The sequence below is a fragment of the Nostoc sp. T09 genome, from assembly GCF_002154695.1.
Lineage (GTDB): Bacteria > Cyanobacteriota > Cyanobacteriia > Cyanobacteriales > Nostocaceae > Aulosira.
This window is the reverse complement of record NZ_MTAV01000221.1, coordinates 1-26440: the sequence shown is the minus strand read 5'-3', so window position 1 is coordinate 26440 and position 26440 is coordinate 1. Positions and strand designations below refer to the sequence as shown.

At 41.9% G+C, this 26440-nt stretch carries 17 protein-coding genes; 14 read left to right on the top strand and 3 right to left on the bottom strand.

What is annotated here, in order from left to right; translation table 11 throughout:
* Positions 1–10: 10 nt before the first annotated feature.
* Positions 11–5632: an ATP-binding sensor histidine kinase gene (locus BV372_RS32585; protein ID WP_086691336.1), complete on the bottom strand. Its 5622-nt coding sequence runs from the start codon at positions 5630–5632 to the stop codon at positions 11–13.
* 428 nt (positions 5633–6060) lie between these two features.
* Here BV372_RS32585 and BV372_RS32580 point away from each other — a divergent pair, with 428 nt between their 5' ends.
* The 5 genes from BV372_RS32580 to BV372_RS32560 all read left to right on the top strand — a co-directional run bounded on the left by BV372_RS32580 (position 6061) and on the right by BV372_RS32560 (position 12876).
* Positions 6061–6459, top strand: a complete 399-nt coding sequence (locus BV372_RS32580) for a hypothetical protein (protein WP_086691334.1) — start codon at positions 6061–6063, stop codon at positions 6457–6459.
* Between the two features lie 403 nt (positions 6460–6862).
* Complete coding sequence (locus BV372_RS32575; protein WP_086691332.1) at positions 6863–8656, top strand: WD40 repeat domain-containing protein; 1794 nt, start codon at positions 6863–6865, stop codon at positions 8654–8656.
* A 638-nt stretch (positions 8657–9294) separates the two neighbouring features.
* Complete coding sequence (locus BV372_RS32570) at positions 9295–10056, top strand: PEP-CTERM sorting domain-containing protein (RefSeq protein WP_143845440.1); 762 nt, start codon at positions 9295–9297, stop codon at positions 10054–10056.
* Positions 10057–10378: 322 nt separating this feature from the next.
* Positions 10379–10696 (top strand): hypothetical protein, encoded by a 318-nt coding sequence (locus BV372_RS32565; protein WP_086691328.1) that lies wholly within the window; start codon positions 10379–10381, stop codon positions 10694–10696.
* 452 nt (positions 10697–11148) lie between these two features.
* Complete coding sequence (locus BV372_RS32560; RefSeq protein ID WP_086691326.1) at positions 11149–12876, top strand: succinate dehydrogenase/fumarate reductase flavoprotein subunit; 1728 nt, start codon at positions 11149–11151, stop codon at positions 12874–12876.
* 579 nt (positions 12877–13455) lie between these two features.
* On the opposite strand, the gene BV372_RS32555 is transcribed toward BV372_RS32560, so the two are convergent.
* Positions 13456–14031, bottom strand: a complete 576-nt coding sequence (locus BV372_RS32555) for a Uma2 family endonuclease (protein ID WP_086691324.1) — start codon at positions 14029–14031, stop codon at positions 13456–13458.
* Positions 14032–14421: 390 nt separating this feature from the next.
* On the opposite strand from BV372_RS32555, the gene BV372_RS32545 reads away from it, so the two are divergent.
* From BV372_RS32545 to BV372_RS32505, 9 genes are all read left to right on the top strand, one after another.
* The gene (locus BV372_RS32545) at positions 14422–15630 is read left to right on the top strand and encodes a hypothetical protein (RefSeq protein ID WP_086691320.1); all 1209 of its coding nucleotides are present in this window, start codon (positions 14422–14424) and stop codon (positions 15628–15630) included.
* Between the two features lie 54 nt (positions 15631–15684).
* Positions 15685–16020, top strand: a complete 336-nt coding sequence (locus BV372_RS32540; protein WP_086691318.1) for a hypothetical protein — start codon at positions 15685–15687, stop codon at positions 16018–16020.
* Positions 16021–16079: 59 nt separating this feature from the next.
* Positions 16080–18260 (top strand): serine/threonine-protein kinase, encoded by a 2181-nt coding sequence (locus BV372_RS32535; RefSeq protein ID WP_086691316.1) that lies wholly within the window; start codon positions 16080–16082, stop codon positions 18258–18260.
* 19 nt (positions 18261–18279) lie between these two features.
* Positions 18280–19239: a PP2C family serine/threonine-protein phosphatase gene (locus tag BV372_RS32530; RefSeq protein ID WP_256973592.1), complete on the top strand. Its 960-nt coding sequence runs from the start codon at positions 18280–18282 to the stop codon at positions 19237–19239.
* A gap of 71 nt (positions 19240–19310) precedes the next feature.
* Positions 19311–20591, top strand: a complete 1281-nt coding sequence (locus BV372_RS32525) for a VWA domain-containing protein (protein WP_086691312.1) — start codon at positions 19311–19313, stop codon at positions 20589–20591.
* Positions 20592–20650: 59 nt separating this feature from the next.
* Positions 20651–20872 carry a type II toxin-antitoxin system HicB family antitoxin gene (locus BV372_RS32520; RefSeq protein ID WP_086691310.1) on the top strand — a complete coding sequence of 74 codons (222 nt, stop codon included), beginning with the start codon at positions 20651–20653 and terminating at the stop codon, positions 20870–20872.
* Positions 20862–21074 (top strand): type II toxin-antitoxin system HicA family toxin, encoded by a 213-nt coding sequence (locus BV372_RS32515; protein WP_086691308.1) that lies wholly within the window; start codon positions 20862–20864, stop codon positions 21072–21074. The genes BV372_RS32520 and BV372_RS32515 overlap by 11 nt, the downstream gene beginning before the upstream one ends.
* Positions 21075–21125: 51 nt before the next feature.
* Positions 21126–21800 carry an FHA domain-containing protein gene (locus BV372_RS32510; protein WP_086691307.1) on the top strand — a complete coding sequence of 225 codons (675 nt, stop codon included), beginning with the start codon at positions 21126–21128 and terminating at the stop codon, positions 21798–21800.
* A 113-nt stretch (positions 21801–21913) separates the two neighbouring features.
* Positions 21914–23293 (top strand): hypothetical protein, encoded by a 1380-nt coding sequence (locus BV372_RS32505; RefSeq protein WP_086691305.1) that lies wholly within the window; start codon positions 21914–21916, stop codon positions 23291–23293.
* Between the two features lie 180 nt (positions 23294–23473).
* Here the strand turns inward: BV372_RS32505 and BV372_RS32500 are convergent, their stop codons facing one another.
* Positions 23474–26128, bottom strand: coding sequence for a PAS domain S-box protein (locus tag BV372_RS32500; RefSeq protein WP_086691303.1), 2655 nt, complete (start codon positions 26126–26128; stop codon positions 23474–23476).
* Positions 26129–26440 lie beyond the last annotated feature (312 nt).

Below are 26440 nucleotides of genomic sequence, written 5' to 3'. Positions count from 1 at the left end.
TAGTACTTCCTCACTGTCTCATTGGAATTTCAATCACAAACTCAGTTCCCTTACCTGGTGTAGACTCACAGAACAACTTTCCTTTATGTTTATCTACAACAATTTGATAGCTAATCGACAATCCTAGCCCTGTACCACTCCCAACTGGCTTGGTGGTAAAAAATGGGTCAAAGATTTTTTGTTGCACCTCAGCATTCATACCAAGACCATTATCAATAATGCGAATCCTGATAGTATTTTTGTCGGCTAAGTCAGTTAAAATGCGAATTTTAGGAACTTTAAATTGATGGTTGTTCTCATTTTCCGTACTCCATTCTTTATTGTTATCATCCAACGCATCAATCGCATTACTCAGGATGTTCATAAACATCTGATTTAACTGGCCAGCATAACAAGCCACCTCTGGCAGATCTCCATATTCTTTGATAACTTCTATCTCAGGACGGTCATTATTTAGTTTAAGTTTGTGTTGCAAGATCATTAAAGTATTGTCGATGCCCTCATGAATATCTACAGGCTTCATGTCAGCTTCATCTAAGCGTGAAAAGTTGCGTAATCCTAAAACAATATGCCGGATACGTGATGTTCCTAGCTTCATAGAATCCAATACTTTTGGCAAGTCTTGCACTAAGAAATCTAAGTCTATTTCTTCAGATTTTTCAGCAACTTGATCAGAGGGATTGGGATATTCTTGCTGATAAATAGCAATCAAATCTAATAGATCTTGTACGTATTCTTGTGTATGAGTAATATTGCCATGAATAAAATTGATGGGGTTATTGATTTCATGGGCAATTCCCGCTATCATTTGCCCCAAACTAGACATTTTTTCACTTTGAATTAGTTGCGTTTGGGCGTTTTGCAAATCCACTATTGCCTGTTTTAAGCGCTGATTATTCTCGTTAAGTTCATGCGTTCTGCGTTCAACTTTCTCTTCTAAAGTATGGCTATATTCCTCCAAGCCTTCTTTTGCTTGTGCTAAATCTTTATAGAGGATAGCATTCTCTAGAGAGATTGCTGCTTGGGTAGTAATTACTTGTAAAAGTTCTAGGCGATCGCGTGTAAACGCTCCTGTCGTAAGATTATTTTCAAGATACAATATACCAAGAAATTTTCCCTGATTGATAATCGGTATACATAACAGACTCTTGGGACGATCACGAAGAATGTAGCGATCATTTGCTAAAAATCCTTCCACTTTAGCATCATCAACAACAAATCTTTCCTTTGTGCGTTTGACATAATTAATCAAAGTAATCGGAAGGTCATTGCTACAAGAAAGGTTAATTGCAGGGAATTCTGTGTAAGTGGATGCTAATGCGGAATTAGAACTAATAGCAGTAACGGTTAAGTCCAAATCATCCCCTGGATTTAGCATTAAAGCACATTTAGAAGCTCCTGCATTTTCCCTCACTAATTTCATTAAAGTAGATAACAATTGCTCCAGTTCAATTTCTCCAGAGAGTGCTTGTGAGGCTCTAATTACAGCAGTCAAATCTAAAGAGTCAGAAATACTTGTGCAAGAGCTAATTAAAGTCTGGTGACTGCTTTGGGTAGATAAAGTGGTGTGATGAGAAGAAGTACTTTTTTCGCTGGTATATAAACTTAGTTGGTCTTCCTTGAGAATCGGAGCCAGTAATTGGGGATACCGTTTTTCCAAATCGTCAACTTTGGCTTTTGCCCCCCACCGCAAATAACAGTAATATGCATCAGTAAAGTAAGTTTGGGCTATCTTGTGTTTGCTCCATTCTAGATAAAAGCGAGTAGCCAGTTCGTTAGCAAGAGCTTCTTCATTAAGATACTCATTTTCTCTAGCAAGAGTGATGGCGCGATCATAACAGTCCATTGCTTCGAGATATTTACCAAAAACCCTATTTATTTCTGCCTCTACTAAATAATATTTGTGTAAATAATTCATTGGAGCATTATTTGACCAATGATGCATCTTTTCCTGATTGGCTTGTACCCTATCAATAATGTACTTTTGTTGAGTCTCGCCAGCATCAGAATAAATCGCGAGTTGTGCGAGAGAGTCGTAAAAATGAAACAGAGGAACAACGAGACTTCCTACACCAGCATATAAATACTTTTCTGCCAATGCGGCATTTTCAACTGCTTGTGTAAACTCTTGAAACAAGTAACTTAGCTGAAGCTTGGATAAATATAGATATAAAAGCCCATTTCCATCCTTAGCTTCAAGATGAATCGGTAGTATTTTCTCTTCGTCGTATGCATTACCGATTAAACAATTAGGATTTTCCCCGGATTCGAGCAAGTTCAACACTGTCTGGTGATAAATAGCATTCCAGTAAAAAGCTCTTTCTTGCTTGATTTGACTAATGGCATTGCCATAGCTTGCTATTTGCAATTCCAGCCCCGTCAGTTCACTGCCAATAAAATAGGAATACGAAGAATAATTGTAAAGGGCAAAAGCTGCAAATTCCAAATCTCCAGTTTCAAGTCCTGTAGAGTAAGCCTCTGATAAATACTGTAATGTTTCCTTTGTATGCTTTTTAAAATGTCTGATAGCACCATAAAATACCATCATTATCTTAGCTTTTACTTCTTTGAAGTTATAGTGATCTACCAGGCATAAAGCCAGCTTGCCAAATTTATAGCCAGATTCAATGTCTCCTACTAGCCCACAAAGTATAAATCCGTAAGTAACATAGGCAAAAGCAGACAAAGGGGCATTACCATATTGAAGCGATAATTCAATTTGTTTCAAGATAGCCAGCGGGAATAGCTCTGGAGCAACTGCATAAGAAAAAGTACCTGTAATAGCTAGAATACGTATAGTTGCTAATTGTTGAGCTTCTACCATTTCTGGTAGATAAATTAAGTCTTCAATACACTTATCAGTCAAGTGTGCTGTTATTTGTTGCATTGCCAGTTGCACATCAGATTGACAGGGATTTTCAGGGAAGTTAACTCCCAACTGCTTAAGAACAGCTAGAGCAATATTGACAGCTTCAATAGTTCGGTTTTGTGCTCCATAAGCTTGAATTTTGGCTTCATAGACTTTCACTTTTTCTACCAGCGTTTTAGCCTGTGCCAATACTACTTCTGCTAATTTCTCTATCTCCTCAAATTCACCAGCCAAGTAAGCGGCCTCTGTTGCTGTTTCATACAAAGCTAGGATCAGCTCATATTTGTTATCCCAGCTATTATCAGCAAGTAATTCGATTCCAGTCTTTAAATACTTGAGCGCTGATGAATAAGCTGTTGATGCTAAAGCTTTACGTCCAGCAGTCAGATTCATCTCAGCTAAATGATCGCGTTTAGACTGATGAGTAATCAACTCTAATGCAATATTTAACTGGTTAACAAGCTCAAAAATCTTTTCTTCACGTTCAGAGATTGGGGTATTACTTAACAATAAGAGTCCAATTTTTAAGTGAATTGGCTTCTTTTGATCTACGGCAATTAAAGAATAGGCTGCTTGCTGTACCCGATCATGTACGAATTTATATCTGGGAAATTGGAAATCTGGAATTTTGGAATGATCCTCTTCCTGATGATTAACAGTTATTACTGAAGCTTGCTCATCTTGAAATAACTTATAAGCATCATCTTGAGCTAAAACTAACCCCTCACGTAATGCTGGTAATAAGTCTAAAGATGTATCTAAGGTAGATTTTTCATGGACTATCGCCAGAGTTTTTAGGTCAAACTCATTACCAATACATGCTGCTAGCATCAAGACTTTTTGAGTATGTATCGGCAATTTTTCAATTTGGATGGCCATGAATTTGACTACATCATCTGTTAGAGATAATGCCTCTATATCTACAAGGTCATACTGCCAAAAACCCCCATTAAAATTAAACTTAATCAAATTTTCATCATGCAAAGTATTGAGAAATTGATTGCTAAAGAAAGGATTACCTTTGGTTTTTGCAAACACCATTTGGGTGAGCGGAGTAGCAACGACTTCTTGGCAATTAAGAGTATCAGCAATTAATTTGTTTAAATCTTCTTGAGTTAAAGGTGCAAGATTAATAGTATTAATTGTTACTCCCATTTTCTCAATTTCTTGTAGTTTCAAATAAAGTGGATGTGCATTTGAAACTTCATTATCTCGATAAGCACCAATCAGTAGCATCCCTCCGCCAATTTCTGCTTTATTTCCAGGCTCACCCACAAGATGGGAAGATGTGTTTTCACTCATTAATAATTGAATAAATTTTAAAGAAGTCACATCTGCCCATTGCAAGTCATCTAAAAAAATTACCAGTGGATGCTCTTTTGTAGCGAATACTTGGATGAATCTTTGGAATAATAAGTTGAAGCGATTTTGAGCAGCGTTACCAGAGAGTTCTGTTACTTCAGGTTGCTTACCAATTATTAGTTGTAGTTCGGGTATTACATCAGTAATTACCTGACTTTGTTCACCCAAAGCTGACAGAATCTTAGTTCTCCACTGTTGAATTTGAGCATCGGTTTCAATGAGTAATTGCCCAATTAAATCTCGAAAGGCTTGCACTAATCCTGATAAAGGAATGTCACGTTGGAACTGATCGAATTTACCTTTGATGAAGTAACTACGCTGCCGCACAATTGGTTTGTGAACTTCGTTAACTACAGCAGTTTTGCCAATCCCAGATGAACCTGTGACTAACATCATTTCAGTTGTGCCGCCAGCTACTCTTTCAAAAGCAATCAATAGGGTTTCTATATCCCGTTGGCGACCATAGAGTTTTTCGGGGATGAGGAAATGGTCTGAAAAGTCGCGCACTCCCAACTCAAAGGCGGGAATTTTTCCCGTATCTTGCCATAGGTAGCGACACTTTTCTAAGTCATGCTTAAGTCCGTGTGTACTTTGATAGCGGTCTTCCGCATTTTTGTCCATCAGCTTACTGATAATCTCAGACAGCATCGGGGGGATATTGGAGTTAATGCGGCTGGCTTTTGGTGGTTCTTTGGCAATGTGGGAATAAACTAACTCCATTGGGTCAGTGGTAGTGAAGGGTAACTGTCCAGTGAGGAGTTCAAAGAAAGTGACACCTAAGGAATAAAAGTCGGTACGGTAGTCAATACCTCGATTCATTCTTCCCGTTTGTTCGGGAGAAATGTAAGCTAAGGTGCCTTCTAAGACGTTGGGATTGGTAAGGAATTGAATTTCTCTTGGTAGGAGGGTAGCGAGACTGAAGTCAATTATTCTTACCTCGCCTGTAGTTGGATTAATTAAGATGTTGGCGGGTTTGATATCTTTATGTATGATGCGATCGCGATGCAGTCCCTCTAAAATACATGTAATTTCGATGGCCATAGAAAAAAACTCACCGATGGAAACAGAATTTTTTTCAATTCTCTTGTTAGCCAATTGCCACTCTTGGAGGGAAATGCCGCCAAAGTCTTCCATAACTAAGGCATAGCCGTTACGATAGCTTTCTAAGCTTAAAGGTTTGACTATGCCGAGGAGGTCGAGGTTTTTAGTGATGTTGTATTGATTGCGGAATTGGGCAATTTCAGTGAAGGTGGGATATTCATTCCGCATCAGTTTGATAATGACTGATTTTTGGTCTTGTTCTCTAATACCCCGATAAACAAGGGTTTTACTACCTGAGTAAATTTTTTCTGTAATCCGATAGCCCGAAATATTATTTACTGAATTTATTAAAGCTGGCATTGTACTTTAGGTTCATAGTCTTGGCTCTATTTAGTATTCCCATTTGACAATTTCGACTATCATTAAAATTTTAAAAATGTGTATATAAATACACACATTTCTTCAATTAAGTAAATACCACAAGCTTTATATAGCAATCAGAAAATAGTCATTCCAGAATTTTAGTTTAGTAATTTGGAAGACATTTTTTATAATTCTCTAATAGCTGTAGATGTTTGATCAAAGAATGGCAGAGCTTGATTGCTCATTAATTTTGAGATACTGCTAGCAAATTCAATGTTGCAGTTGTTACTCAATATGTTTACTAGCTTGAAGAAATAATTCAGAACGCGATCGCCTCTATAGAGTAAATATACTTAACCCAAACGTAGGAAGTATTTTTACAGGCGATTATGCGAATCTAGAAATAACTCTTCTAGGATAAATTTATGGCGAAAGAATCACACAACAGCCTAGAGTCATCCCACGATATCAGAGTAGCTGCTACCTCAAAAATCTGGGGAACTACAGTGGGAATTTTAGCATTATGCATTCCGCTTTCAGCTGTTACAAGAAGTGGTGCTATTCTGCCTTTAGCTGCTATTGGTGGTGCAGCAGCTGGTACGGTGGCTGTATGGCGTTATGATGATAAAAAATCAAAAAATAACTATCTGCAACAACAGCAGATAGAACTTTTAGAAACAAGAATAGCGAATTTAGAAACGATTATCAGCAGCAATGACTTTGATTTACATATGAAAATTCAAAAGTTGGAGACAAGCGATCTCCAGGGACAAGCCGCTACGCGTCTAGGCACTCAACAGACACTTCCTGAACATCAAGCTTAAAATGAGCTTATATTGTAATTTATATTCATCTGGTATCGTTATTCTCAGAGTCAGCGAAATCAGATGAGTTTGACATAGATATTAACAGAATACCACCGCTGCTCCCCTTTTTGTCAGCCTTTAATCACACTATTCTTTGCTGCTGGAACTGTTTCCATCGAAACAATATATTCTTCTCTATTTTAGTTAAAATGATTTGACATCAATTAACTCTCTATACCTTAGCCATATCAGTTAATGATATGTTTGGGCGCTATCTAGGTGTATCTTTACCGTGAATGCAGGCTTACGCTTGTGTTCTATTAGACTGCTAGGATTACTGAATTTTAATCAATAAAGATTATAAACTTGAGTAATTGTATTGGTATAGCTTACCTTAGGTATGCAATAGTGTGTCGCTCTAATGCAGATGGATTGGATTAGCTTACTAAAAGGTCAACAAGCTGACTTTCTACAACGTGTCAAAAAACTGAAAACACATGACTTATCTTTACTAAAAAGCCAAATTAAAGGTTGTCATAGTGAAATTATGACATTTTGGGGTGAGTCGTTAGACAAACTCATGGAATTGTCTCGTCAACAAGCAGAAATTCTGGCAAAAAATCCACCGCCGACACCACCCGAATATCCTGAACCGCCTGATTGGACGATACCCTTTCCCCAACACTTTCGGCAGCAAGCGCAAGATTATATTTTGCGCGAGCAAATTGTCGAGCGAGTCATGGCGGAACGCTTTGGTAAGTTAGTCAAAAAAGTGTCGCAAGACACTGTAAAAAATATGGTTTTAGATGATGAGGGAAATTTGCGCAGTGATAGTAAATTTTCTTATGTACTCACAGCTAACCAAAAACTCAGTATTCAAGTTTACGCAGCTGATGGCGAAAGTTTTAATGGGATTAAGAAAAATAAAATTAAGTGGTCAGTTACTCAAGAGGACTTGACAAAACATCAAATATTAATTTTTCTCTGTTTGTTTTATCCGGGTAATAGTAAATTAGGATACGAAAAACAAGTAGTAATTACTGGATTTTTACCTAGCGCTCAACTGGAATCTACTGAACAAAAAATTTCCATTACTCCCAGTAACTTGTTGTATGCAGGTGGATTAAGTTGGTATTTAGAATCACTAGTACACAAAAAAGATACAGTGCTAGTAGTTAATGAAGGAGCGATCGCAGAAACGGTTGTGACTGTGCCAGCAGAACATTCTCTTAAGAAGATAATCGGTGACTGGGAATACTGGCAGACCTTGAAAGGGCATACTAGAGGAATTAATTGCCTTGCCTACTCTTCGGGAACGCATACGGCGAACATTAATAGGTGTAGCCTGAGCAAAACGCCGCCAATATTAGCTAGTGGGAGTCTTGGCGAAACGAAGCTATGGGATTTAACGAGGGGTGAATTGATAGATACATTGTCAGAGTCTCCTTGGGTTGTATCTGGGCTAGTCGATGAAGTCAATTCCTTAGCTTTTAGTTCTGATGGGCAGACTTTAGCCAGTGTAGGCGCAGACTCCACGATTAAAATTTGGCATGTAGGTGCATTAGATTTGATAGATATCTTGCACAAGCATAATGGGGTAGTTAGATGCGTTGCGTTTACCCCAGATGGCAGGATGTTAATTACTGGTGGGGATGACCGAAAAATTCTGTTTTGGGATTTGATGAAGCGTCAGGTAGCGATCGCACTTTCTTTAGATGATACAGCGGCGCATTCTCTGGTGTTGAGCCAAGATGGTCAAACTCTGGTTACAGGTAGCTACCGCAAAATCAAAGTCTGGTGTACCTCTCACCTAGGAGGCGTAACGGATTTAAAGGATGTGCAACCCCTATATACCTTCACTGGTCATTCTCACATCGTTCGTTCCCTGGCTATCAGTGCCGATGCGAAACTGCTCATCAGTGGTAGTCGCGATCAGACAATTAAAATTTGGCAATTAGAAACAGGGGAATTAATTCGTACCCTGAAGGGACATAGGGATGAAGTCTGCACAATCACCCTCAGTCCTGATGAACAAATTATCGCTAGTGGTAGTGCTGATAAAACTATCAAATTGTGGCATGTAGAAACAGGGGAACTACTAAGTACTTTTACGGGACATACAGACACGGTAACAGCAGTTGCGTTTACTGCTTCTGGTGAAATGCTGGTAAGTGGGAGTTTAGATAAGACAATTAAAATTTGGCAGCGGAGTTAAAAATCTCCAAAGATACTTGGAAACTCACTTGCAAGTATGACAAGCCACTTTGTGTCTACGCAGATCGTTAAACTAGCTTCTCTTACATCTGACATAGTTTCAATGCCTTGTGGGTTAGCAAACAAGGAGAATTTGGCTGTGATCTACCCGTTCTGTTTGTTTAACATAGATTGTATTAAAAATCACTCACTTTACTAAAACTTTATACATCTCTTTAGCTTGTCTAGTTACGTACTAAGACGGGGAAATATATCTTTTGACATATTTACATCATAACTACGTAGGTAATTTAATATGTGTTTTGCGTAAAGACACGGTATAAAGTTGTTTTTTTGACTAAATTTCTGTAAATTAAGTATGTTCTCCAGGGCTAGATAATTTATACATAAATTATCTACGCACAAAAAAATAAATTTAAAGGCTGGATTTGTCTTTAAACATGACTTTTAGTGCCAGGTGTACAGCTACTAATACAAAAGTATTAGTGTAGCTTTTAGCATCTATCTTCTAGCGATTTACTTGTTTCAATAATTTGCATTGGATACACACTATGCGTTGGGTTGCAGACAGCACGTAATCACACGCAATTTTTGTATACCCAATTTTCCCTAACATCTAATTTTTAAGGAATGAATTCAATGATTATTACTAGAGTTACAAACAAACTCGGTCTTGCTTCTGCTGTAGTCACAAGTATAGTGCTCGCATCTGTTGAAACTAAACCAACTTATGCATTCCAGATTAACTCCAGTGCATTCGGACCAAGCGCTGTTGTAGAAAGTTTTGAGAATGTTTCTGTAGGGACAAATGTTCGCCAAGAGTTTGCTGGCTATATTTCTCCAGGTATAAATGGTCCGTTTACATTTGCATCGGGGGTTACTTTAACACGTCCAATCCCAAATCCAGGGATAAGTCAAGGTGTGATCGTAGGAGATTTTAGTATTGGATCTGCGTATTTTGGTCTCGCGGGTAATGGCTCTGTTAGTGCGGCTGAGGTTCCTAATGGAACTGCTTACTTAGGGTTAAACAGTGTTGCATCAGCAGGTCCTATAGAATTTACCTTTGCTTCTGATATAAGACGTATTGGTGCATTTGTTGATAGTGTTAATTTTGGACGAGACATAACATTATCAGCATTTGACGCTGCAAATAATCTTTTGGAAACAGTTAGCATTGCTAGCATTAATGTATCTCAATGGCGTTCAAATTTCTTGGGTGTAGAGAATATATCTGGTATTCGTAAAGTTGCTTTCAACGGTGATTATCTAGTGTTAGATAATCTTAAATTTGAATCTAAATCTGTACCAGAACCCCTAACCATAGGTGGTACAGCGCTAGCTGGTGGTATCGGCTTGCTAATGAAGAAGAGAAAAGCAGCTTCTCAACAGGCTAAAGCGTAACCATACTCATCAGATTTCAACAACAACCACCCTGTTACTTATCTGACAATGGGTGAAACAGAGATGGCGTAAGTTAGTTGGATAAAGATATTTAACCAAGCCAAGACTCAAAGCAACTTTTGCGTCTTGGCTTCTTAGCGCAACAATCCATATTTATGTTACGGAATTAAAAATTATTCGGAGAAACAGAACATTGCGCCTTAATCAAAAAAAGTTAATTGTAAAGTAATATTACAAAGCTTGGAAAAATATTGAGAAATTGGCTGCTAGCCAAACCTGGCTCTAAGGTAGAACCTAGTAGGAGAGACTTGAGGCACATGTGATGAACATGAATAATATTCAAAACTATCGGTTTGTCTGTACCTTGACCTTTGGTGATATCTATGGTCAAATAATTGTTTGGTTAATTACAATTACCATTAGTTTGGCATCAGCCTTGGCACTGATGGGTGCTAGACGGCCAGTTTATGCTTTAGCCACTGTTGGCCTCGTAGTTCTGCTATCGCTGCCTTTCTTGTTATTTGCGTTTGTAACTACATTGTTAAATCATATTGAGCTAACTGCTGTAGAGCCAGGAACTAAGACTGAACCTATACCAGGTAATGTTTCCCAGCAAAAACCTGTACAAGCAACTAGCTGAACAGATTTTCAAATTGGAGATTTGCGTTTTGGGATTGAGCCGTCTGGCTGAAGCATCATCAGTATCTAACCGACGAGTTACCTAATTAGGCAAAATCTCAATTCACAATCCAAAATCGCAATCATCTCCCTGTCTTGTGGCAGGGAATTTTTTGTGGCTAGTAATGTAGAAGACGAAGGTAGCCCTAATGAAAAAATTTCATCGCCATGCCTGAAAAAAAGACAAGGGGACAAGGAGAATAATTCTTGCCTCTTTCAAGGCTGGTAGGAAAAGTTTTATTAAGTAATTCAAAATTCAACAGAACAAGCTAATTGTGCCAAATATCCTGGTGGCTGAATATTTGCACATCGGAAAGATGTGACAAATGTAAACAGGTACAACACTGCCAGAGGAATCGCATCTCTACAATAGAACAGCAGCTTTTTGCAGTCGGGGGCTAGTGAAAACTAATTATGCTAGAACATGATGTGATTATTGTCGGGGGTGGTTTGGCTGGATGCCGCGCGGCTGTGGAAATTGCCCGCATTAACCCCAGTTTAAATATTGCTGTGGTTGCCAAAACTCACCCTATTCGTTCCCACTCGGTGGCGGCTCAAGGTGGTATGGCAGCATCGCTGAAAAATGTTGATTCAGAAGATAGTTGGGAAGCACACGCATTTGATACTGTCAAGGGTTCTGACTACTTAGCAGACCAAGACGCTGTAGCAATTCTTGCCCAAGAAGCGCCAGATGTGGTGATTGACTTGGAACATATGGGCGTTTTGTTCTCGCGCTTGCCGGATGGTCGCATTGCCCAACGCGCTTTTGGCGGACATTCCCACAATCGCACTTGCTACGCTGCTGATAAGACTGGTCACGCAATTTTGCACGAATTGGTGAACAACTTACGGCGTTATGGTGTGCAAGTTTACGAAGAATGGTACGTGATGCGCCTGATTTTGGAAGAAGGGCAGGCAAAGGGTGTGGTGATGTACCATCTTTTGGATGGGCATATCGAGGTACTACGGGCTAAGGCAGTAATGTTTGCCACTGGTGGTTATGGTCGGGTTTATAACACCACCTCAAATGATTACGCTTCTACTGGTGACGGTTTGGCAATGACTGCGATCGCAGGTTTGCCCCTAGAAGATATGGAATTTGTGCAATTCCATCCAACTGGCTTATATCCAGTAGGGGTGCTGATTTCAGAAGCAGTTCGGGGAGAAGGAGCGTATCTCATCAACTCCGAAGGCGATCGCTTTATGGCAAACTACGCACCTAGTCGCATGGAACTAGCTCCGCGCGATATTACCTCAAGGGCGATCGCTTACGAAATTCGCGCTGGGCGTGGTATTCATCAAGATGGTAGTGCTGGTGGGCCCTTTGTTTATTTAGATCTGCGCCACATGGGCAAAGAAAAAATTATGAGTCGCGTTCCCTTCTGTTGGGAAGAAGCCCATCGCTTAGTGGGTGTTGATGCTGTGACTCAACCTATGCCTGTACGTCCTACCATTCATTATTGTATGGGTGGTATCCCTGTTAACACTGATGGGAAAGTCCGTAGTAGTGGCGACAATTTTGTCGAGGGCTTCTTTGCAGCTGGGGAAACATCTTGTGTTTCCGTGCATGGTGCCAATCGTCTTGGTAGTAATTCCCTATTGGAATGTGTAGTTTATGGCAAGCGCACCGGGGCGGCGATCGCGCAATTTGTGCAAAATCGCAAATTACCGATCGTGGACGAACAACGTTACATTCATGAAGCCCAGCAACAAATTCAAGCTCTGCTAGAACAGCCTGGGAAATACCGAATTAACCAAGTCCGTGAAGCTTTTCAAGATTGCATGACTCAGTACTGTGGCGTTTTCCGCACCGCAGATTTAATGCAGGAAGGATTACATAAACTCGAAGAACTACAACAGCAATATCCACAAATATATTTAGACGATAAAGGCGATTCTTGGAATACAGAAATTGTAGAAGCCTTGGAATTGCGGAGTTTAATGGTAGTGGGACAGACAATTCTCGCATCAGCACTCAATCGTCAAGAAAGCCGCGGCGCACACTTCCGTGAAGATTATCCTCAAAGAGATGATGACAAATTCCTTCAGCATACAATGGCTTACTATTCACCAGCAGGCATTGATATCCAGTATCGCCCAGTAGCGATTACGATGTTTCAACCCAAGGAGCGGAAATATTAGTCAAGGATGAAGTATATTTGTCAGCGATCGCACTATGTTACGAGTAATTTTGGAGATAGGTGCGATCGCACCAGATTTTATTTTAGATAATCATGGAGCGATGCCTGCGGCGGGCTACGCCAACGCCTTTTTTACTTGAAGCTTCGGCTCTAGAACATGATGGTTGAGGCTTGAAACGAGAACGTTTAGGTTCTAAATGAGAATGTTCGGGTTCCAAACAAGAATGTTCTTGTTCAAAGGTTGAAACTTGGTGTTTGGAAGTCGAAATGAGCCGGCGATTTCTACGACAGGCTACGCCTACGCACGATATTTCAGTTTATTTTAGAGATGAATGGCGAATGTCTATGACGAGGGTAGCCCCAGCACTCAACAATTAAGTCTTGTAAAACCTCTGGCGTTCTTCTCTGCGCCTCTGCGTCTCTGCGTGAGACAAAAATATCTATATACAATCGAACCGCCTTCGCGCAGCGTCTCGCAGAGAAGGACGCAGAGAGATTCTTCAGCTAGGGTGTATTTTTTGCGTTTTGAGGAGATGGGGTGTAATTCGTCATTGGTCATTTGTCACTTGTAATTGAGAAACTAGACATGATATGACTGACCAAAGATTTCGTTGACGGTTATGTTTACGTCGGGGAAGGCTGGAATTGATAAAGTTTGACCGCTAGCGAACTTTTGCATAAGCTGATATTCTGCGGCTGTTGGTTGTTGATAAACTTCGACAATTTGCTCGTTAATATCAACTAACCAAACTTCAATAATGTTAGCTTCTGCAAATAAAGGGATTTTCTCTTCCCGGTCATACACGACAGTTGAATCAGAAACTTCGATTAGTAAAAAAATATCCTGGGGTTGGGGGTGTGCAGTGGCGTAGAAATCATCACGGGGTTTGAGCAATGCCACATCTGGCTGAGGTTGTGAGTTATTGTCCAGTTTCACAGGGTCTTGAATAGCAATGAGAACCTTATCTCTTAATTTGCTAGATAAAAGTTTGTTTAAGCACTTCACACAAGCCGCATGTTTTGTCCCAATGGGTGACATCTCTATAATCTCTCCCCGTATCAATTCCACTCGGTCATCCTTTGTGAGAATCCCCAACTCAATCATTTTATGATATTGCTCAACTGTAAATTTCCGTCTTAGTAACTGCACAGTCATGACTAACTCCACTGTTGCCTTATCTTTTAATTATTCCTCACAATTATGAACTCACCACCCAGACCACCCACTACAATCAATTCCAGAGGACGCCCAAAGGAGTTTCAGCAAATTATTCAAGCAAAAAGCCATAATTTTGTCGGTCGTGAATTTGTGTTTACGGCTATTCATGAGTTTATTCACCAGCAAAAGTTGCTACCCAGATGCCCGATTTCTTCAAGAAGTCGGGCATCTAAATCAACTCTATGTTTCAGTTAAATAACGAAAAGTGGAAATCTTCAATATTAATGAAGCACGAGTTGTTATAAAAAAAGATACATATAATAGCTTGGTTAGCAGATAGCGATCGCCCATATCCATAACAGCCTCTTTGATACAGGAGTCAGCGCTGTGACAGATGAAATTGATCAACTTTTAGCTGACTGGAAACATAAAATCAAAGTTGTCAGCCAAAATCTTCTAGAACTACAAGAACAGCCAACATATCAGCGACTTTGTGGTAGTCCAAGCTTTCCCAGAGTTGATTTAACGGGAATTACTGCAAAGCGGGTGACTCCAGCGCTGGAGGCGATGAATGATTTGTTTCAATACTTCGACTTATTAGTGCAGGTAGTGGAGAAAGCCAGCAAGTTGCGGCAGCAATTACCACGCTTTTTGGCAAGTGAACAGAAAATTTATGAGGTAAAACAACTGTTAACAGGAGCCTCAATTGAGTTAGCATCTGTGCAAACACCGCTTGCAGACAGAGAACTACTGACTGCTACTCACATAGCAAATGCGATCGCACCTGCACAGTTACTCCAAGTGATGAATGATGCTTTCTCTGTTGCTAGGGATACAGTTTTAGCCGTGGATGCAGCTTGGACTAATCTAGATCGCATACTGGCGGATGCAGAATTACAAATCTACTCACTGCAAAACTTAGCTGAATCCTTAGATCCTAATTCTCTGAGTGAACTGGTGCAATCTCAGGGTGCGATCGCATCTTTGCGTCAACGTATAGAGCAAGATCCTCTGGGAGTGAGTGCAGAGGTAGAACAACAGATTAAGCCAATGCTGGCAAAAGTGAAATCGGTTGTAGAACAAGCGCTGAAGCAGCAACGCCAAATCCGAGATAAATTTGCGATCGCTCACGATTTATTAGAAAAATTAACTACAATCCACTCAAGTTCTGTGGCTGCTTTTGCGGAAAGCCAAGAAAAAATTGTGAATTATTTAATACAGCAAACTCCATTAACTGATGTGCAATTAGATGCGCTCAGTCAATGGCTAACAAGGTTAGAAACTAAGCTAGCGGAGGGTTTAGTTAATCCAGTTATGGTTGGTTTAGACAATTGGATGAATAAAGCTAAAGAGTACATTGCATCGGAACAACGAGCATACACGGCTAATAGCACTCTCCTTGACAGTCGTCGGGAGTTACGGGGACGCTTGGATGCTCTCAAAGCCAAAGCATTCGCCAAGGGATTGATTGAAGATGCCAAACTATCCGAGCTAGCGGAACAAGCAAAGCAACTTTTGTATACACGCCCTACTGCTTTAGATAAAGCTGCTGAATTAGTCTCTCAATATGAAAAGCGTTTAAATGGCAAGTCGTAGGGGAATTATAGATGAGACAAGGGAGACGAAGGGGACAAGCTGCATTGTGAATTTATGATATTTTTTGAGCCTTTGAGCCTGGACATTGAGCCTTTGAGCCTGAACGTTGCACCTTTGAGCCTGAACGTTGCACCTTTAAGCTTGGATGTTGCACCTTTGAGCTTGAATGTTGCGCCTTTGAGCCTGGACGTTGCACCTTTGAGCCTGAACGTTGCACCTTTGAGCCTGGACGTTGAACCTTTGAGCCTGGAAGTTGAACCTTTGAGCCTGGAAGTTGCACCTTTGAGCCGGAAAGTTGCACCTTTGAGCTTGGACGTTGCACCTTTGAGCTTGGAAGTTGCACCTTTGAGCTTGGAAGTTGCACGTTTGAAACTAAAATTTCGAGCTTGACTCTTGACAAATGACAAATGACCAATGACACATGACAAATGACTAATCAGGAGATTTAAATGAACAGCGATCGCTGCACGCGTAATGGATGCACTGGCACTATTGAAGATGGCTACTGTAATGTCTGCGGGTTGGCAGCGGTGAAATCTCAAAATGTTAGCAGCCAGAAGCAAAGCGCAACTATTACAGCTAGAAGTTCACCAGTTACTACAGGTACAGGTTCTTCACCGTTAACCAACCGTTCCAAGGGTTCGCGGCGTAGCAGTAGTACTTCTGCCCGTAGTAGCCGCAGACAGTTGGGTGCAGGGTTAATCTCTGTGCCAGAACTGCCTTCAACTGAGCCAGAAAAAGCGATTATTCCAAACCCAATGGTGCCGGAGAATAAGCGCTTTTGTAGTAATTGCAATCATCCTTTGCGGCGAGAAAAGGGATTTTGCAGCAAGTGTGGACAGAAGTATTCGTTTATTCCTAGCCTCAATCCTGGTGATTTGGTTGTCGGGCAATACGAAGTCAAGGGAGCGATCGCTTATGGTGGTTTAGGCTGGATTTATTTGGGTTTTGATAAAACTCTATCTCGCTACGTAGTGTTAAAGGGACTGCTCAATACTGAAGATGCAGCTAGTGCAGCCGTTGCTGTGGCAGAAAGGCAGTTCCTCGCAGCCGTAAAACACGGCAATATCGTGGGAATTTACAACTTTGTCAACCACGGTACTGAGGGTTTTATTGTTATGGAGTATGTCGGCGGTAAAACCCTCAAGGAAATTCGTAAAAGTCGGGGGCCTTTACCAGTCGCAGAAGCGATCGCTTATATTCACCGCATTCTCAGTGCTTTTGCTTATTTGCATTCTTTGGGAATGGTATATTGCGACTTCAAACCAGACAATATCATGGTCGAAGGCGGCGATGTGAAGCTCATTGACTTAGGTGGTGTCCGCCGCATAGATGACCTGGATGGCGATATTTACGGCACAGTAGGTTACAGCGCCCCAGAAGCAGGTGAAGGCCCCACAGTTGTTTCCGATTTATTTACTGTTGGTAGAACTTTGGCTGTACTGCTAACTGATATTAAAGGCTTTAGTAAAGAACATCTCTACACATTACCCAGCCCCCAAAAAGAACCGTTATTTGTCCAACAAGAATCACTTTATCGCTTCTTAATTAAAGCGACTGCGGAAAATCCCGATGACCGTTTTCAGTCAGCCGATGAAATGGCAGATCAGTTATTGGGTGTGCTGCGGGAAGTCGTGGCGATCGCAACTAATCTCCCCCGTCCATCTACTAGCAATCTGTTGAGCGGCGATATGTTGGCTCTGGCTCACAGCGGTAGCTTGGAACCCATTCAACCAGAATATCAACAATTACCTATACCCATATTAGATGCCAGCGATTCTGGCTTTAATGCAGTGCTTAACGCCAGTGCGATCGCCGATCCAATTAAGCGGGCTGTGAGTTTAGATGTGGTCGTCAAGCAATTTCCAACTTCCAGCGAAGCATGGTTACGATTAGCAAATACCCTGATTGATACAGGTGATTTTGAAGAAGTAGAGCAATCTTTAGCAAAAGTCGAAGCGAAAGACCCTTGGGACTGGCGAATTTTCTGGTATCGCGGGCGTGCTTTGATGGCCCAAGGTAGAGTCATAGAGGCACAGAAAGCATTTGACCAAGTTTATTTTGACTTACCAGGAGAGTTAGCTCCCAAGCTGGCGCTGGGGTTAGCAGCAGAACAGGCGCAAAATTACCAACTAGCAATTAAGATGTACGATCTGGTATCACGTACCGATCCTGGCTATGTAACAGCAGCGTTTGGTTTAGCTCGTTGTCTTTGTGCAACTGGAGATCGCAAAGGTGCAGTCGCCGCCTTAGAACGTGTACCGCCAGCCTCTAGTTTATTTACGCGATCGCGAGTTGAAATTGCCCGGACTTTAATTAATCGCGATCGTTCTGCTCCCGGTTCTCAAGAACTCCAAGCAGCTTCCACAGCAATTGAAACGCTGACCTTGGAAGGTATGGATCGTCATCGCCTGACTAAGCAAGTTTTAGAAACAGCCTTGAATTTACTAACCTCAAAGCAACTCCAAGCTGCTGCCGATCTGAAAATTCTAGGACAACCCTTTCAAGAAATCCATCTGAGAAAAGGCTTAGAAAAAGCCTTGCGGGACATGGCGCATCTGTCCAGTGGAAAGGAGAAAATTCACTTAGTTGATGAGGCTAATAAGATACGTCCGAGAACTTTAATTTAAGCGTGGTGAGGAGATAATTATGCAATGTTTGAGCTGCGGTGCATCCGTCCTAGCAGGCGATCAATTTTGTGAAGAATGCGGTACACCTTTGACTACAAGTAAACCACCAACAACCAGACAAGGCTGTGAAAAATGCGGTGCTGGAAACGAAGCAATAGATGCGGAGGGCTACTGTACCAACTGTGGATTTCGTAGAGAACCAAAGGAGCGAGATCGGCTAGAAGTAATAATTAATTCGCAGTTAGCAGGAGTGAGCGATCGCGGTTTCAAACATCACCGCAATGAAGATTTTTTGGCTCTACAACAGATAAATGGCTCTCAGGTAAATATCTTAGTAGTTTGCGATGGTGTTTCTAGTGCCGATCAACCAGATTTAGCAGCCCGCACTGCTGCTGAAAGTGCGTCTTTGGAACTAGCTACTGTTTGGCAAACAGGGGAAAAACCGGAGTTAGCGGTTAAATCAGCCTTTGCCGCTGCTCTCACATCTGTATGTAAAATACCTTATATAACTAGTGTAAATTCTGACCCACCATCAACTACCATTATTGCTGCTGTTGTGCATAACCACACCGCTACTATTGGTTGGCTGGGTGACAGCCGTGCTTATTGGATTTCTCCTAACGTTTCTAAACAATTAACTCAAGATGATTCCTGGTTATATGAAGTGGTAGCAGCCGGGGAAATGACTGAAACTGAAGCTAGACAATCTCCTAAAGCTCATGCGATTACTCGCTGGCTAGGAGCAGATGCAGTTGCAGATGCTATCCCTTCAATTGTGAACTTTAGCATTCCTGGTTCGGGATACCTACTCCTGTGTACCGATGGGCTGTGGAACTATGCCCCTGAACCTTGGCAATTGGCTAACCTAGTGCAGCAATCATCAGCTACAGATGCAATCAGCGTCTCTCGTAGCCTGGTGGAATTTGCCCGACAAAGTGGCGGACATGACAATATTACCGTTGCAGTTCTTGCTTTATGAACTAAATTCTTTATCTTTCTCTGTGCCTCCGTGTCTCTGTGGTTTATTAAATTCATATCTTCAGAAATATTATGTCTAACCAATTTAAAGCCGAAGTTTTTCAAAACCAACATTTACCCCAAGGTGCAAAAGAAGTTCATGCCATCATGACTGTCAGTGGTGAAAAGGATGATGCTATACCAGCAACTCCCAACAACGGCAGACTGTTTGGGATTATCTGCGATGTCTCCGGTTCAATGGGTGGTGGTAAAATTCATGCTGCCAAAGATGCAATGGTCAAAGTTGTGAGTTTGCTACCAGAGGAGGCTTACTTCTTTATTGTGACTGGCTCAAGTAAAGCAAGTGTAGTTTTCCCGGTATCTAAAGCTACTCTAGAAAAGAAAGCGGAGGCGATCGCAGCAATTAAAAAAATCCTAGCTAATGGTGGCACCCTCATGTCTACCTGGCTAACTGAGGCACTGGCACAATTCAAAAAGAAGCCTGATGCAGTTCGACAAGCATTACTGCTCACCGATGGCATGAATGACGATTCAGATGAGCAAGCACTGAAAAAGATTTTACAGCAGTGTGAGGGTGTTTTTCAGTGCGATTGTCGAGGTGTCGGTACTGATTGGCGAGTTGCCCAACTCCAACAAATTGCAGGCAAACTCCTCGGTACGACTGATATCATTCCCAATGCGGCAATGATTGAAGCCGATTTTCGGGCGATTTTAGAAAAAGCCATGAGCAAAGATGTCAGCGATGTGACTATGCGTTTGTGGACGCCCCAAGGAGCAAAGGTACTATTTTGCAAACAGGTGAGTCCAGATATTGTTGACCTTACCCATCGTGCCAAACCCGTCAAACCGCAGATTTTGGATTACCCTACTGGCGCTTGGGGTAGCAACGAATCCCGTGATTACCATTTCTGCATTGAGGTGAATCCCGGCAATGTTGGTGATGAAATGTTAGCGGGTCGGGCAAGCTTAGTGTACACCCTCAACGGTGCAGAAACTAAAGTCGTCGAAGCCCGAATCTTGGCAACTTGGACAGACGATGAAGCCAAATCTACCAAAATTAATAACCGGGTTGCTCACTACACAGGACAGGCAGAACTTGCCCAATCTATTCAGGAGGGATTGGAAGCCCGTGCTAGAGGTGATATTGAGGTTGCTACTGCCAAATTGGGCAAAGCCGTGAAACTAGCTCATGAATCTGGTAATGAAGCCACAGCCAAACTACTAAAAACTGTGGTTGATGTCCAGGATGCACCGACAGGTACAGTGCGGCTGAAGCGAGAAGTAGCGAAGGAAGATGCGATGGCATTGGAAACTCGTTCTACTAAAACCACTCGCATTCCCAAATCTCATTGATTCTCCCGGTAATTATGTTAATGTCAACATCAAGACTCATTACTCAAAATTCCAATTTAATGAAGTCTCTACAAGACTACATAACAGTTATCCGTCCTGATGACAATGGCACCTTTGTTGCCTACGTTCCCGCAATTGAGGGTTGTCATGCTTGGGGAAAAACTCCAGATGAAGCACGTACTGAGCTAGTCTCCGTTTTCGATATGATTCAAGAAGAATATCAAGAAGCTGGGCGATCGCTACCTGAAGATGTTGAGCTAGTAATTGCCAATGCCAGCTAAAGCCAGTGAATTAGAAAAGGTTGCACAAAAGTTAGGATTTATTAAGGCGCGCCAAAAAGGTAGCCATGCACGTTGGAAGCATCCTGATGGGCGAGCAACGACGATTCCAATTCATAGAAATGCTGAAATTGGTAGCTGGCTATTTTACGAAATTCTCAAGCAGATGGGTATTACCGAAGAAGAGTTTGAGCAGCTTCGTTAATCAAGAAGTTTATATTATTTCTTCTCAACGGGAAGAAGTACACAAACAAGTATGTCTACATATAAATGTCCTAAAGGACACGAATCAACGGAATCAGATTTTTGTTCAGAGTGCGGTGCCAAAATTCTTGGGATACCTCAACAAACTGTGGCTAAAAATGCGCTAAATGTTGAAATCTGCCCAGATTGTAGTGCGCCCCACGAACCCGATAGTGGTGACTATTGTGAGATTTGCGGTTACAACTTTGTCACCAAGGCACATGGTGAATTAGTGATCGCCAAAACAACAGGGGAAGAAGACAAGGGAACACAAAAACAAAGTTCTTTCTCCGCGTCTCCTCCTACTCCCCAATCTCCCGTTATCGGTTGGGAGGTTGTAGTTACAATCGACCCATCACTTCGCCATCCCGAAAGTCCAGAACCCCCAATTGATCAAGCACCTATTACATTTCCCTTAGAAAAAGCAACTAACCTCATCGGTCGCAATAGCCAAGTTCGAGCAATTCAACCAGAAATTGCGCTGGACTTTGATGATGCTGTCTCTCACCGCCACGCTTTATTGAACCGTCAAGCAGATGGGACATTCACTCTGCGCGATATAGGCTCTTCTAACGGTACACAATTCAAAGGCGTAGAGTTAAAGCCAATGGTGGATATTCCATTGCAAGATGGAGACGAATTTACTTTAGGACATTGGACTCGGGTTGCTATCAAAGCTATCCGATGAACTGAGGGGAATAAGAGGGACAAAGGAGGCAAGGAAGAAATATCTCATAACTATTGCCCGCCTTTTAACTCTTGACCAATGACAAATGACCATTGACCAATGACAAATGACAAATGAGTAAAATTATTGCAGTCTCAAGTAAAGCAATTCGCGGACTTACTACCCCGCAACTGCTGAAGGGTGGTTTATATTTAACTTGGGCAACCAGTGTCTTACTGCTAATTGCTATTATTAGCGGAGTTCAAGCACAGAGACAAGCTATCAAAACTGTTGGTCAAGATTCAACACCAAGTATCGTTACTGCTCAACGCCTCAAAGATGGGCTTGCAGGTATGGATGCCAATATTGCTAACGAACTGCTAGTGCCAACAGGGCAAAACCAAGAAGCCGTTAAGGGTTATGAAGAGCGATACATAAGAGTTACTGAAAGGCTGGTGGCTGCGGCTGAGAATATCACCTTTGGTGATAAAGAACGTAAACCGATTGAGACTATGCAACTGGGGTTAGGTAACTACATAGCTAAAATCCAGCAAGCAAGAGACTCTCACGCACGCGGTGATACTAATGGAATGCTTGCTGCTTATCGCGCATCTGCCGAAATCATGGATAAAACGCTTCTGCCAGCAGCTGATGAGTTAGACAAGGTAAATCTGCAAGCTTTAGAGGATACCTACACTGAAAAACAAGTAGCAACAAGAAAATCTCTATTTTCTATTTTCCTAATTGGTATGGCACTGATCGTTGTGTTAATTGGGCTTCAGTTATTCCTTAGTCAACGGATGCGCCGCACCTTTAATCCGCTGCTGTTGGTAGCAACTGCGATCGCTATTGCCTTTTTGAATTACACAGCCGGGGCTTTGCTTGCTGCTTCTCAACATCTTCGGGTGGCGAAAGAAGACGCTTTCACTTCAATGCACGCATTGCGTCAAGCGCGTGCGATCGCCTATATCGCCAATGCTGTCGAAAGCCGCTATCTGCTTGACCCAGCTTTTGCTACTAATCACGAACAAGCTTTTTTCAAGAATGTTTCTACAATTGCTCAATTACCCACCGGGCAGACCTTTGAGTCAGTCATAGAAGCTTATAAATCCCAGGGTAAAAAAGTCGATGGATTTACAGGTTACTTGGCTGACGAACTGAACAATATTACCTTTGCAGGTGAAAAAGAAGCGACACTGGCAAATCTCTCCAGCTTGGGAACCTATGTTGCTATTGATAAGCAGATTCGTCAGTTAGAAAAAAGTGGCAAACATCAAGAAGCGATCGCTTTAGGCATAGGTAACAAACCAGGGCAGTCAGATTGGGCGTTTGAGCAGTTCAAAACGACTAATCAAAAAAGCTTTGATATCAACCAAGCAGCTTTCGACAAGGCAATTCAGCAAGGCTTTCACGATGTAGACAGTTTTGAGATGACAACTTCAATTGCAGTGAGTGCGATCGCGCTTTTAACTTTATTTGGATTAATGCCACGTATCAAAGAGTACTCTTTTTGAGAAGGCAGTCCCCATGAAAAAATTTTCATCGCCAAGCATGTAAGTAGTTCTTACCTGTTCCCCGTTCCCTGTTCCCTGTTCCCTACTTACAAGTCAGAGGGCAAAAGCTTAATGACTTTAAGATGTTTTATTCAAAGCGATTGCCTACTCAACTGTCGCCTGTTGACTCTTGACAAATGACTATTTCAAGTTTGTATAAATTATGGGAATCTCAATGTTAAATTTTGTCCCATATCCGAGTATAGATTCACACCACAACTTACCACCATGCTTCTCTGTGATGATTTGATAGCTGATAGATAAACCTAAGCCAGTACCTTTACCAACTGGCTTTGTAGTAAAGAAGGGATCAAATAGACGTTTGCGAATTTCTTCTTTGATTCCTGGGCCATTGTCAGCGATACAAATTCGCACCCAGTTACTCTGGATTACCTCTGTTTGAATCGAGATTATGCTGGGAGTTGCTGCAATTTCTGTGTCGGATCGCTGCTGATTGTACTCCTCCAGTGCATCGATCGCATTACTGATGATGTTCATAAACACCTGATTCAGCTGTCCCGCGTGGCATTCTACTAGAGGCAAGTTACCATATTTTTTGAGAATTTGAATCTCCAGGCGTTCCGGCTGTGCTTTCAAACGATTGTGCAAGATGGTAATGGTGCTGTCGATGCCATCGTGGATATTGACATCCTTAACTTCCGCTTCGTCCAAGCGTGAGAAGTTCCGCAAAGAAAGCACAATCTCTCGAATCCGTTTAGTACCTAAGCGCATGGATTGGAGAGCTTTAGTCAAGTCTTCAATGAGAAATTCCACATCGATCAACTCGATCGCATCTGCAATTTCCTGCGGTGGCTGGGGATAGTATTGCTGATAAAGTTCTACTAAATTTAATAAATCCTGAGTATATTCACTAATATGGGTGAGATTGCCATGAATAAAGTTAACAGGGTTATTAATTTCATGGGCAACACCTGCGACCATTTGACCCAGACTGGACATTTTCTCGCTTTGGATCATCTGTATTTGAGTTTGTTTTAGTTCTTGCAGAGTTTGTTCCAGTTCCTTGGTTTTCTGCTGGAGTTCGATTTCAGCTTGTTTGCGATCGCTAATGTCCCGCATAATTCCTTGAAACCCGATCATTTTCCCCTCGGCATTCTTGACTGGGGAAGCATTAGAATTGACCCACCGCCAACTTCCATCTAGGCATTTGTGCCGGAATTCTACTCCGGCTCCTTGCTCAACAGTATCTAAAACTTTACTGAGCAAAGCTAATGCTAATGCTAAATCATCTGGATGAACCAAGGGTGCCAAAGATTGCCCTAGCCAGTCAGATGATTTGTACCCAAACATGACTTGGAATTGGGGTGAAAGATAGGTGAGAACCCCATCCAATGTGCAAACCCACAGCATATCGTTGGTACCTTCTACGAGGTTGCGAAATTTAGCTTCGCTTTCAGCAAGCGCTACTTCGGCACGCCGCCGTTCACTAATATCTCGAATTACGGCCAATGCATGGATTTTACCGTCGTAAAGGCAGGGGGTTGCTGTCACCTCAACATCGATCAGTGTGCCATCTTTACGCACGTCTACTGCTCGATCGTGAAATTGACTACCCGCTCGAATTTTGCTAACAAACTCTTCAAACTTTGCCAAACTATCTGGATGAATAAAGTCTGGAGGCTGAAGTGTCACAAATTCCTCCTGAGAATAGCCATGTATCTGGCAAGCAGCAGGATTGGCTGCTACAACTTTTCCTGTTTCCAAATCGATAATGTTGATACCATCGCTGACATTTTCAAAAATACTGCGGTAGAGGATTTCTTGTTGCTCCAGTGCGCTTTGGGCTTGTTTGCGTTCTGTAATATCCGTTGCGGTAACTACAATCTGATGGATGCGCAAACTATTATCTCTTAAGGGTGTGACACTCAACGACCACCAAGTTTCTTGACCGTTGGCACAGAAATGCTCTTCAAAGAAGTTAGTCTTGCCAGAGGAGACAGCCGCAGCATAGCGTTGACGATAGAGGTCTGCCATGTCTTCTGAGAAAGCTTCTGCTAAGGTTTTACCCAAGAGGTTTATAGGCACAGCGCTGGTGCGGGCGATCGCTGGGTTGTAATCTACAAAGCGGAACTCCGTACCATCATCCAAAACCTCTAAGACAAAGATGCCGTAGTCTACACCTTCCCATACACTGTGTAACAACTGTGCTTGTTCTAAAAAACGCTGTTCGGTGCATTTGCGTAAGTGAAGCTCGTCGTAGACATCGCGAATATCACGGCTGATGGTTGCCAAACCAATGGGCTGGTTTGTGCTCGGATCTTTGACAACAAAAAGAGTATAGTCAATTAAAATCGGCTCTCCAGTAATGAAATGGCGAAAACGTAATTCACTCTGCCAATAACCGTCCTGAATCACAATCGGTAAAATCTTTTGATAGAGGACTTCCAGGTCTTCAGGGAATATAAATTCATTAAGATGTTTGGTTTTAGTTTCTTCCATATCTTTGAGTCCAACCAACTTCATCCCTGCTGGGTTGAGATAGAAAGGTTGTCCTTCCATTGATGCAATGCCAATAAAATCAGCGCTGGCTTCAAGAATTGCGATCAAAGCTTGCTGTTCTTCCCTTACTTGCTTCAAGAAGTTCTCAGCTTCTAAATCTGGATTTACCTGTTGCTGAAACAATTCTGAGTGTCCCAAGTTTGCCAACTCTTGCTCTAACTGCGCGACCCTCTGCCGGAGAGTGACTAATTCTTGCTTGAGAGTTGCATCGGTTTCGGTTTCCAGAAGTATTTTTTCTGTAGACATTTCGTCGTGGGTGGGAGAAAGCTGAGTCATATGTTTGAGACCGTAGCGTATTAGTTTTCCTGAATGCTCTAGGTGTACTTACTCTAGAGTTCCCTCGTATGAGTTCAGGTAAACAAAAATTGCCTTATCTCTTCCTTAGCGCTCTCTGCACGGCAGTTGCTACAAGTTGAGAAACGCTTTCGGCTGTTCCTACATCGCTACCCTAGAGCATCAATTCAGTAATCGAGAGCAATCATCAATTGAGAGGGAGACTTAAGTGTGGGGAGTGTGGGAAGTGTGGGTGGTGTGGGAAGAATGAAATATTAAGCTTCCCCCTCTTCCCACACTCCCCCATCCCACCTA

Bases quoted from the DNA above. Each gene is read 5' to 3' on its own strand.
- BV372_RS32585 (WP_086691336.1), bottom strand. From the start codon at position 5,632: ATGCCAGCTTTAATAAATTCAGTAAATAATATTTCGGGCTATCGGATT.
- BV372_RS32580 (WP_086691334.1), top strand. From the start codon at position 6,061: ATGGCGAAAGAATCACACAACAGCCTAGAGTCATCCCACGATATCAGA.
- BV372_RS32575 (WP_086691332.1), top strand. From the start codon at position 6,863: ATGCAGATGGATTGGATTAGCTTACTAAAAGGTCAACAAGCTGACTTT.
- BV372_RS32570 (WP_143845440.1), top strand. From the start codon at position 9,295: ATGATTATTACTAGAGTTACAAACAAACTCGGTCTTGCTTCTGCTGTA.
- BV372_RS32565 (WP_086691328.1), top strand. From the start codon at position 10,379: ATGAACATGAATAATATTCAAAACTATCGGTTTGTCTGTACCTTGACC.
- BV372_RS32560 (WP_086691326.1), top strand. From the start codon at position 11,149: ATGCTAGAACATGATGTGATTATTGTCGGGGGTGGTTTGGCTGGATGC.
- BV372_RS32555 (WP_086691324.1), bottom strand. From the start codon at position 14,031: ATGACTGTGCAGTTACTAAGACGGAAATTTACAGTTGAGCAATATCAT.
- BV372_RS32540 (WP_086691318.1), top strand. From the start codon at position 15,685: ATGATATTTTTTGAGCCTTTGAGCCTGGACATTGAGCCTTTGAGCCTG.
- BV372_RS32535 (WP_086691316.1), top strand. From the start codon at position 16,080: ATGAACAGCGATCGCTGCACGCGTAATGGATGCACTGGCACTATTGAA.
- BV372_RS32530 (WP_256973592.1), top strand. From the start codon at position 18,280: ATGCAATGTTTGAGCTGCGGTGCATCCGTCCTAGCAGGCGATCAATTT.
- BV372_RS32525 (WP_086691312.1), top strand. From the start codon at position 19,311: ATGTCTAACCAATTTAAAGCCGAAGTTTTTCAAAACCAACATTTACCC.
- BV372_RS32520 (WP_086691310.1), top strand. From the start codon at position 20,651: ATGAAGTCTCTACAAGACTACATAACAGTTATCCGTCCTGATGACAAT.
- BV372_RS32515 (WP_086691308.1), top strand. From the start codon at position 20,862: ATGCCAGCTAAAGCCAGTGAATTAGAAAAGGTTGCACAAAAGTTAGGA.
- BV372_RS32510 (WP_086691307.1), top strand. From the start codon at position 21,126: ATGTCTACATATAAATGTCCTAAAGGACACGAATCAACGGAATCAGAT.
- BV372_RS32505 (WP_086691305.1), top strand. From the start codon at position 21,914: ATGAGTAAAATTATTGCAGTCTCAAGTAAAGCAATTCGCGGACTTACT.
- BV372_RS32500 (WP_086691303.1), bottom strand. From the start codon at position 26,128: ATGACTCAGCTTTCTCCCACCCACGACGAAATGTCTACAGAAAAAATA.